General features: G+C 58.6%; 8 protein-coding genes and 1 pseudogene. 4 read left to right on the forward strand and 5 right to left on the reverse strand.

What is annotated here, in order from left to right; translation table 11 throughout:
• Window positions 1–563 (reverse strand): alcohol dehydrogenase catalytic domain-containing protein (locus tag AC1DWF_RS27745; protein ID WP_476842300.1); only part of this gene is annotated, 563 nt, incomplete at its 3' end.
• Between the two features lie 263 nt (window positions 564–826).
• Between AC1DWF_RS27745 and ligD the strand changes: the two genes are divergently transcribed.
• Window positions 827–3466, forward strand: coding sequence for a DNA ligase D (gene ligD / locus AC1DWF_RS27750; RefSeq protein WP_476788979.1), 2640 nt, complete (start codon window positions 827–829; stop codon window positions 3464–3466).
• Here the strand turns inward: ligD and AC1DWF_RS27755 are convergent, their stop codons facing one another.
• The 4 genes and pseudogenes from AC1DWF_RS27755 to ku (AC1DWF_RS27770) form a co-directional block, all read right to left on the reverse strand.
• On the reverse strand, window positions 3467–3730 hold the full coding sequence (locus tag AC1DWF_RS27755; protein ID WP_476788988.1) for an ATP dependent DNA ligase: 264 nt from the start codon (window positions 3728–3730) through the stop codon (window positions 3467–3469).
• Window positions 3731–3892: 162 nt separating this feature from the next.
• A pseudogene (locus tag AC1DWF_RS27760) lies at window positions 3893–4514 on the reverse strand (ATP-dependent DNA ligase); the annotation flags it as partial.
• A gap of 8 nt (window positions 4515–4522) precedes the next feature.
• Window positions 4523–5332 (reverse strand): non-homologous end joining protein Ku, encoded by an 810-nt coding sequence (ku, locus tag AC1DWF_RS27765; RefSeq protein ID WP_476786600.1) that lies wholly within the window; start codon window positions 5330–5332, stop codon window positions 4523–4525.
• A gap of 12 nt (window positions 5333–5344) precedes the next feature.
• Window positions 5345–6217 carry a non-homologous end joining protein Ku gene (ku, locus tag AC1DWF_RS27770; RefSeq protein WP_476842301.1) on the reverse strand — a complete coding sequence of 291 codons (873 nt, stop codon included), beginning with the start codon at window positions 6215–6217 and terminating at the stop codon, window positions 5345–5347.
• 1175 nt (window positions 6218–7392) lie between these two features.
• Between ku (AC1DWF_RS27770) and AC1DWF_RS27775 the strand changes: the two genes are divergently transcribed.
• From AC1DWF_RS27775 to AC1DWF_RS27785, 3 genes are all read left to right on the forward strand, one after another.
• Window positions 7393–7821: a CHRD domain-containing protein gene (locus AC1DWF_RS27775; protein ID WP_476787414.1), complete on the forward strand. Its 429-nt coding sequence runs from the start codon at window positions 7393–7395 to the stop codon at window positions 7819–7821.
• A gap of 453 nt (window positions 7822–8274) precedes the next feature.
• Window positions 8275–8436 (forward strand): hypothetical protein, encoded by a 162-nt coding sequence (locus tag AC1DWF_RS27780; protein ID WP_476842302.1) that lies wholly within the window; start codon window positions 8275–8277, stop codon window positions 8434–8436.
• An 82-nt stretch (window positions 8437–8518) separates the two neighbouring features.
• On the forward strand, window positions 8519–8689 hold the full coding sequence (locus AC1DWF_RS27785; RefSeq protein WP_476842303.1) for a hypothetical protein: 171 nt from the start codon (window positions 8519–8521) through the stop codon (window positions 8687–8689).
• Window positions 8690–8912: the final 223 nt, after the last annotated feature.

Genomic DNA, 8912 nt, shown 5'->3' on the forward strand with positions numbered 1-8912 from the left:
CCCTTTTGGATGTCGCAGAAATCCGCCGCCATGTAGCCGGTCGGGAAGATGTCGGAAAGGAACAGTACCTGTTCGTCGCTTAAGCCGTCCGGCACTTTGATCGGCCCAACATCAGCATACGGTACGCGCAAATATTCCGCTTGGCCGCCTGGAAATCCGCCAAGAAGGTGAGAGTAGCCGAACAGGCCAGCTGGCGAATGACCCCACATCGTCTCGGCCTTTTTCTTGCTTTTCTGCGGGTTGGACCGCTCACAGCCGGAGAAGGCACCACGCTTGCAAAAAAAGCATTCGCCACAGGCGATGACGAAAGGCACCACCACCCGGTCGCCGACTTTCAGGTTAGAGACACCCGATCCGACTTCTACAACCTCTCCCATATTCTCGTGCCCGAGAACATCGCCGCTGTGCATATCAGGGATGACGCCGTTGTAGAGGTGCAGGTCGGAGCCGCAGATGGCGCACGAGGTGACCTTGATGATCACATCCGTCGGGTCCTCGATAGTGGAATCTGGGACGCTCTCGCACCGAATGTCATGTTTGCCGTGCCAAGTCAGTGCGCGCATCGGAACCTCTCGCTGATCAGACCTCTACGTTCTGTGCGCCCTATAGTTCCCTGATGCGCAAAAATCGTGCGAGTGGGTCGAGCTCGACGACGGCGACGACGACCGGCCGAAGCAGCGTCGCCCCGAAACGGCTAACCAGAGAATAGGGCGGTCAGACCGTTGTGACTGCGGAGGCAGCCGATTGACCAGTGCTGCGTAGGCGGAACATGTTCTCCCCTGTGACATTTTGGTGAGGAACAATGTGTTTCCCGATCGAGGACGCAATGGCGCACGATAAGCTCACTAGCTACAAAGCAAAACGCGATTTCAAGAAGACCCAGGAGCCTAGCGGCCATGAGTCGGTCAAGCCTTCGAACCGCCGGCGCTTCGTTATCCAGAAACATGATGCGACGCGCCTGCACTACGATCTGCGGCTCGAGCTCGACGGTGTCTTCAAATCCTGGGCTGTGACCCGCGGTCCGTCGCTCGATCCCCATGACAAGCGCCTGGCCGTCGAGGTCGAAGATCATCCGCTCGACTATGGCGATTTCGAAGGAACCATTCCCAAGGGACAGTATGGCGGCGGCACGGTCATGCTGTGGGACCGCGGGTATTGGGAGCCGGAGGGCAAGAAAAGTCCCGAGCAGGCGCTGGCGAAGGGCGATTTCAAGTTCACGCTCAAAGGAATGCGACTGCATGGCAGCTTCGTGCTGGTCCGCATGGCCAACGACCGGGAAGGGGGCAAACGCACAAATTGGCTTTTAATCAAGCATCGCGACCAATTTGCTGTGGAAACGAACGGCGCTGCGATCCTCGAAGAGAGCGATACCTCAGTCGCGTCCGGTCGCACCATGGATGCGATCGCCGCCGGCAAGGGACGCAAGCCGAAACCCTTCATGCTGCAAGGCGGTAAGGTGGAAGCCGACGCGGTCTGGGACAGCCGCACAGGTCTCGCTGCCGAGGAGCGCGAGGCGGAGGATCGCGGAAAGAAGAAACGTAGCACTATCGCGGCCGCCGATCTTCCCGATTTCATCGCGCCGCAGCTTTGCAAGACCCTTGCGCGTCCGCCGTCGGGACCCGGATGGCTGCACGAGATCAAATTCGATGGCTACCGCATCCAGATCCGCGTGCAGGAGGGCGAGGCCACCTTGAAGACCCGCAAGGGCCTCGACTGGACCGCCAAATATCCGGCCATCGCGCGGGCCGCCAGCAAGCTGCCGGATGCGATCATCGATGGCGAGATATGCGCGCTGGACGACAACGGCGCTCCGGACTTTGCCGCGCTCCAGGCGGCCCTTTCCGAAGGCAAGACCGACGCGCTCGTTTATTTCGCCTTCGACCTCCTGTTTGAAGGTGGGAAGGATCTGCGTGCCCTACCGCTGAGCGACCGCAAAGCGCGATTGGAAAAATTTCTCTCGGACGCAGGCGAGGACGCCCGCCTGCGCTTCGTCGAGCATTTTGAAACCGGCGGCGAGGCAGTCCTGCGTTCGGCCTGCCGGATGTCACTCGAAGGCATTGTGTCGAAGCGCGCCGACGCGCCTTACGTTTCCGGGCGGGTGGAGACATGGGCGAAGTCGAAGTGCCGGGCCGGGCACGAAGTCGTCATCGGAGCCTATGCCACCACGAACGGCAAATTCCGGTCGCTCCTGGTCGGCGTCAATCACGGCGACGATTTCGTCTATGTCGGGCGCGTCGGGACAGGCTACGGCGCAGGCAAGGTCAAGGACCTGCTACCGAAGCTGAAGGCGCTGGAAACGGCGAAGTCTCCCTTCACCGGCATCGGCGCGCCAAAAAAGGAGGCAGGTGTCCTCTGGCTCAAGCCGGAGCTGGTGGCTGAGATCGAGTTCGCCGGCTGGACGTCCGATGGGCTCGTTCGCCAGGCCGCCTTCAAGGGGCTACGCGAAGACAAGCCGGCGACAGAGGTGGAAGCCGAGAAGCCGGCATCGCCGGCAAAGACGGAAGTGCAGCAGCCGGTCGCGCCCACGTCGAAACCTGGTCGGCGCGGGGGTAAGGTCGATATTATGGGGGTGCTCATATCGAACCCCGACAAGCCGCTCTGGCCTGATGCCAATGATGGCGGGCCCGTCACCAAGGAGGACCTCGCCCGGTATCATGAAGCAGTGGGTTCGTGGCTTATCGAGCATATCAGGGGCCGGCCGTGCTCAATCATCCGTGCGCCGGACGGGATTGGCGGCGAGCAATTCTTCCAGCGCCACGCCATGCCCGGAACATCCAACCTTCTAGAACTTGTAACGGTTTTCGGCGACAAGAAGCCGTATCTTCAGATCGACCGCGTGGAAGGCCTTATTGCAGTCGCGCAGATCGGTGCTGTCGAACTGCACCCCTGGAATTGCGCGCCACAACAGCCGGAAGTGCCGGGTCGGCTCGTGTTCGATCTAGATCCCGGCCCGGATGTGCCCTTGTCGAGGGTGGTTGAGGCGGCAAAGGAAATGCGAGAACGCCTCGACGATCTCGGGCTTGTCAGCTTCTGCAAAACGACCGGCGGAAAGGGGCTGCATGTAGTGACGCCCCTCACGGTCGCCAAGCGCAGCAAGCTCACCTGGCCGGAGGCCAAGGGCTTCGCACACGATGTCTGCCTGCAGATGGCGCGCGACAATTCCGAGCTCTACCTGACCAAGATGGCCAAGAACCAGCGCCACGGCCGCATCTTCCTTGACTATCTTCGCAATGATCGCATGGCGACAGCGGTGGCCCCGCTCTCGCCGCGCGCGCGGCCCGGCGCGACCGTCTCGATGCCGCTTACCTGGGCTCAGGTGAAAACCAACCTCGACCCGACGCGCTTCACGATCCGTACCGTTCCCCAGCTGCTGGTAAAGAGCACTGCCTGGACAGACTATGGAGACAGCCATCGGCCGCTAGAGGCGGCGATCAAGCGGCTGGCAAAATCGAAAACAGCGGCCTGATCAGATGCCGCGATTGGTGATGTCGAACACCGCCGCATGGTCCTGAACCTCGCGCAGCCCTTTATAGGAAGCGTGACGCAAACTGCCATCATTCGTCCAGCCGCGGAATTCGATCTCAGCAATAAGCGTCGGCTCCGCGAAGACCATGCGCTTCCCCTTCAAGGGAACAGAGGGCGTCTTCGTCCTGAGCCTGTCGAGCGCCGTGCGAAGAAAGGTAGCATCATTGCCGTTAAAGCTAGTTCCGACGGAGCCGACATAGACCAAATCATATCCACGTTTGGCGGCGAGCAGCAGGCTACCGATCCCGCCGCGCGCGACCGCCGACGCCTCATAGCCGACAATTATGAAGCTCTCGCTCTGGACACATTTGATCTTCAGCCAGTCGCCGGTGCGACCCGATCGATAGGGCTTATGGCGCTGCTTGGCGATAATGCCTTCGAGCCCGACCTTACACGCGTGTTCGAGGAGTTGGGCAACATCGGCTTTCACTTCCTCCGAAAGCCGGATCGCCCCGTTGCCGCCTGGCAACACCATGTCTTCTAGCAGATGACGGCGCAGAGAGAGGTCCGAGCCGGTGAGATCGTGCCCGTCGAGATAGAGCAGGTCGAACGCGTTGAGTACGGATTCGGTTGATACTCTCTTGCCGCCGCATCCGCCCAGCGGCCTCTGCAACGCTCCGAAATCCGAGCGTTTTGTCGAGCACGACTGCTTCACCATCGAGAATTGCCGTGTGGACTTCCAATTCCCTTGCGGCATCTGTGATTGAGGGAAATCGATGCGTCCAGTCATGCCCGCCGCGGGTGATGACGCGAACAGCATTGGGATCAATGTGAACTGCGAGGCGGTATCCATCMCATTTGATCTCGAAAAGCCAGTCGGCGCCGATCGGCGCTCTCGGCTTCAGTTGGGCAAGGTAGGGCTCGATCCGCGTTGGCATCGGATCAAAAGGCAGGTCTGGTTGCCGCGGATTGCGCTTTCGCAGGCGGTTAGACTGGATCATATGCTCGAGTGTCGCGAGCAGCGGGGCGGATTCGGACAATCGCCACATTTTCGGCTCTAGCGCTTGCCCGGCCGGTTATCGGCCTCGACGGACCTGCGCAGAGCGTCCATGATGTTGATGACGTTGTTGGGCGTGGCCTTCGCTTCAGATACTTTCCCCTTCGCCGTCCGCTTCGTCTTTTTTCGCTTGGCCTCGATGATTTCCAATAGTTTGTCCTGGACCGGGTCGACCACCAGCTTGCTATCCCAATTGCGGGTTTGCTTCTTAATGAACTGCTGGATGAGCGGCATCATCTCGGAATCGGACGGTGTATCGTCGATCGCACCGAAGTAGGCATCCTCGTCCCTGACCTCGTCGCCGTAGCGCAGAGTCCAAAGCACGATGCCGTTGCCACGCGGCTCGAGCATCACCGCGCGCTCGCGCCGTGAGATGACGAGGCGCGAGATACCCACCATATCCTCCGCGGCCATGGCGTCCCTGATGACCGAGAAAGCTTCCTGGCCTACTGGATCGTTTGGCGACAGGTAGTAGGGCGTGTCGAGCCAGATCCATTCGATTGAATCGCGCGGGGAGAAGACATCGATATCGATGGTCCTCGTGCTTTCCAGAGCGACGTTCTCCAGCTCCTCGTCTTCGAGTATGATGTAGTCGTTCTCGCCCCGCTGGTAGCCCTTCACCTCATCTTCTTCCTTAACCTCCTTGCCGGTGACGGCATCGACATAGTGGCTGACGACGCGGTTGTGGCTCTCGCGGTTGAGCGTATGGAATTGCACCTTTTCGCTATCCGAGGTCGCGGGCATCATCTGCACGGGGCAGGTGACCAGCGAGAGCTTGAGGTAGCCTTTCCAGTAGGGACGAACCGCCACGACATTCTCCGATCAGGCCGCCCGTTTTTTGGAGCCGGCGGCCGCTCGCTTCGGCTGTTCCGCTTCGGCACCGGTTTTTGCCGCTGCACGTTTCGGCTTCTTTTTCGTCGACGCCAGCCCCGCGCTGTCGCGCAGTGCTTGCAATAGGTCGCTCTTGTTCGAGGGAGGCGGCGATTTCTTCCTCGGCAATGCCTTGCCTTCGATCTTTGCCTTAACGAGCTCAGCGACAGCCGCGTCGTAACGGTCGTCGAAGGCTTTGGCGTCGAATGAGCCCTTCTTGGTGCTGATAATGTGCTTGGCCAGCGCCAGCATCTCGCCTTCGATCTTCATATCAGGGATGTCGTCAAAGGCTTCCTTTGCGGAACGTACCTCGTAATCAAAGTTCAGCGTTGTGCCGATAAGACCCTTGCCATGCGGTCGGATCAGCACTGTCCGGAGGCGTCGGAACAGGACGGTCTGGGCAAGGGCTGCAACCTTATCCTGGCGCATGCCGTCGCGCAGCAGCTTGTAAGCGTCGGCGCCCATCTTGTCGGGCGCTAGGTAATATGGCTTGTCGAAATAAACGTCATCGATCTCGTTACAGGGAACGAATGCCACAATCTTCAGCGTCTTGTCGCTGTCCGGGATTGCCGCTGCAACCTCGTCAGGTTCGAGTACGACATAGTCGCCGTTCTCGATCTCGTATCCTTTGACTTGGTCGTCGCGTTCGACCGGCTCGCCGGTTTCGCTGTCCACGAATTCACGACGGACGCGATTTCCCGTGGCACGGTTGAGCGTATTGAAGGCGATGCGTTCGGACGAGGACGCGGCCGTATACAGCGCAACCGCACAGGCCACTTCTCCGAACTTAATGAAGCCCTTCCAGTTCGCCCGCGCAGMAACCATCGCACTCGCACTCCGACACAACCTATACGCTTCGATAAATTGACTCACCGGCAATATTGTTCCGAGTCATGACGAATCTAATTTCGAGGAGTAGGTCACCGCGCAACGTATGGACTTGCAGGCCCACAGCGGGCCGTCTTGTTTGCGTCTCTCTTGGACTGTGCCTATGCCGACCCATATAGGTTTGGCGGGCTAGCGTCACGGTGCGCGACGCGTCACTTTGGAACGAGCAAGCCTCGACGTCATCGTCCTTAGCGAAATCGGACAAGGCGATTGCCGACCGCAAGATCAAGGTGGCTGGCATTAAAACGAAGCTCGGGCAGCTCACGTCGATGCTCGATATTTCAAGACCAACCCAGCGGTCATGTCACTTTGAGGACCTCCTACTGAACGGTAGGTACTTTTAGTGAGCGAATGAGCCAATACCTGCATCCCGAGGGTCGACCGGGAATTACTATTGCGGGTAGCCCACGATCCATACGGAGCTGCTTGTTCCTTGATCGGAGAAACGGCCTGCCGGCGCAGTTTCACACAACCCTGGTCCGTGCTGTCAGACAACAGTGCTGCGCGCCGAAAGATTGCCACCGTTGGTAAGGAAATTAAAGGCCTGCCAGCCGGCCAGCCGACAGGCCCATTTTGAAGCGCGTCAGAGAAGGATAAAAGACCACGCTTCACGGACTTCGAAGACCCACGCTTGTGGTGACGGGTCTTCTCGATGAGCGTAGCTGAAAGGTAAAGACTGCGCCCATTCGGCTCCGCTCGATGCAACGCCGTGCGCCCAAATCAGGTTCCTTCTAAAGCAGAAAAAGCAACGATCAGCTAAAGTGAGGCGATCCGCGGGCACCAACGAACTAGGGCATCCCCGCGCTGTCTGGAGGTTGTCTTGCCCGTACTGCATCAGCAAGGCGTCGACTTGGTCGTCGAGTTACTCGAAACAGCTGATAGTCCCGAAATTCCATCCGAGTTCGAGATACGAAATCTGCTGCGTAGGGCAGCCTACGTAGTTGCCAATTTACCTCGCGAACCCACGCGATAGCCCCGGCATGATGGTCTTCAATGCAAAGTACCTATCCGTCGGTCAGGGCAGGGTCTTTTCACTCTCCCATGGAACGCTCAGGAGGTCGCCACGTTGCAAGGCATGGGCGGCAGTCTCGCCGCATGTTTTGGGAGGAAAGATGATGTCGCGTCTCGCATCACTATTCGTCGCAGTATCGCTTGGTGCCATACTTGCAAGTGGCGATGCTTTTGGCGAAACCATGAAGTTCAAGGCTGATATGAAGGCAGCCAGTGAAGTTCCCCCTACCAATAGCGGGGGCACTGGTTTGGCTGAGGTTTCGGTCGACACTTCGACCAAGAAGCTAACCTGGACAATCACCTCGAGCGGGCTCACAGGGGAAGCAACCGCAGCACACTTCCATGGCCCTGCCGCGGTTGGTGAAAATGCTGGCCCTGTGGTCGACATTTCAAAAAATGTCGCTAGCGGCACCGCTGACATCACCGATGCACAACTCGCGGATCTTCAGGCAGGAAAGTGGTATCTCAACATCCATACCCAAAAATATCCTGACGGGGAGATCAGAGGCCAGGTTGAAAAGGCCCAATAACCAACATAAGGCAGGGTCCAAGCATTTATGGCCTTCTTGCTGATGTAAGGAACGAGGAACTCTTTGCCATGGTCGCGCCTCGTAGCTGATTGATCGGCTAGTAGCCAACGTTCGCTCTCTGAAAAGTCCGACGAGGAATGTGACTAGAATCGACGGGCCCAATCTATAGGGCGGCATTCGGGCTAATTGCGCCTTGACGCCGAGGCCCCACAGTGCGGCCTGCAGTTTACATGGTTGTTGCTAAGTTCACCGTGATAGTTGGCAGCAAGCGCGAGCAGCCCAGCACACAAGCAAGCAGCAACCCGCCAAACCACAGTTGACGGCGGCCATGGCCACTTCTTCCGCTGCCAACCAACGCGCAATCGAGTCGCCGATTTCTAATACCTGTCGACAGTGCAGTTCCAAGGGAACCTTCACCAAGCACAGGTGTTAGCGTTCAGAACGGAGACCGCCATGAAGACCGAGGGATCAACATCAAAGAAAAAAGGTGAKGCCAATCGGACGCCCATGTCGGATGCCCAAGGGCAATTTGCCAAATCAAAGGCCGACCGAAACAACGACGGCATTTCCAGTGCCAATCCGCGGGTGCTTACGGAGATGCCACGTTCCCGCTGAAACGAGAGCGATAGTTATCGGTAGAAGCGCCTCTGCAAATTAGTTTGCTCCGTCGTTGGCCTCAGAGTAGTGGGAGAAGACCATGGCTAAGATCATACCAGGCTGGAAGGCCCGCCAAGGCAACCGGGGAACAAAGGTACTGCTTGTTTTAGTTTTCGCGCTGCTCCTTGCCGCCAKAGCTTGGGCTGGGGCGGAATTTTATGGCGAAATGATCGATCAGAACGCTAGCCAACCCACCGCGCTGCCTGACTAAGTGTCGAGATGGCTACTCGCGTGGAGGCCCTTTCGCGTCCCGGCGCTCAAGTCGCAGGGGGCAATTCTATGAGTGCGGACACCGGCGAAAGAAAAAAGCGTCGTGAACGGCGCAAGTTGCGCAGAGAGAAGCAGCGGGCGGAAAACATTGAACGCGCTGACAAGATGCATTCCACGCGCTTGGCAACGACAGAAAAGCGCGAGGATCCCGTATCCCGCTTGGA

This window comes from Aminobacter sp. P4_D5 (genome assembly GCF_056401815.1).

What these genes read in the sequence shown, in the direction of transcription:
- ligD (WP_476788979.1), top strand. Translation starts at nt 827, where the DNA reads ATGGCGCACGATAAGCTCACTAGCTACAAAGCAAAACGCGATTTCAAG.
- AC1DWF_RS27775 (WP_476787414.1), top strand. Translation starts at nt 7,393, where the DNA reads ATGATGTCGCGTCTCGCATCACTATTCGTCGCAGTATCGCTTGGTGCC.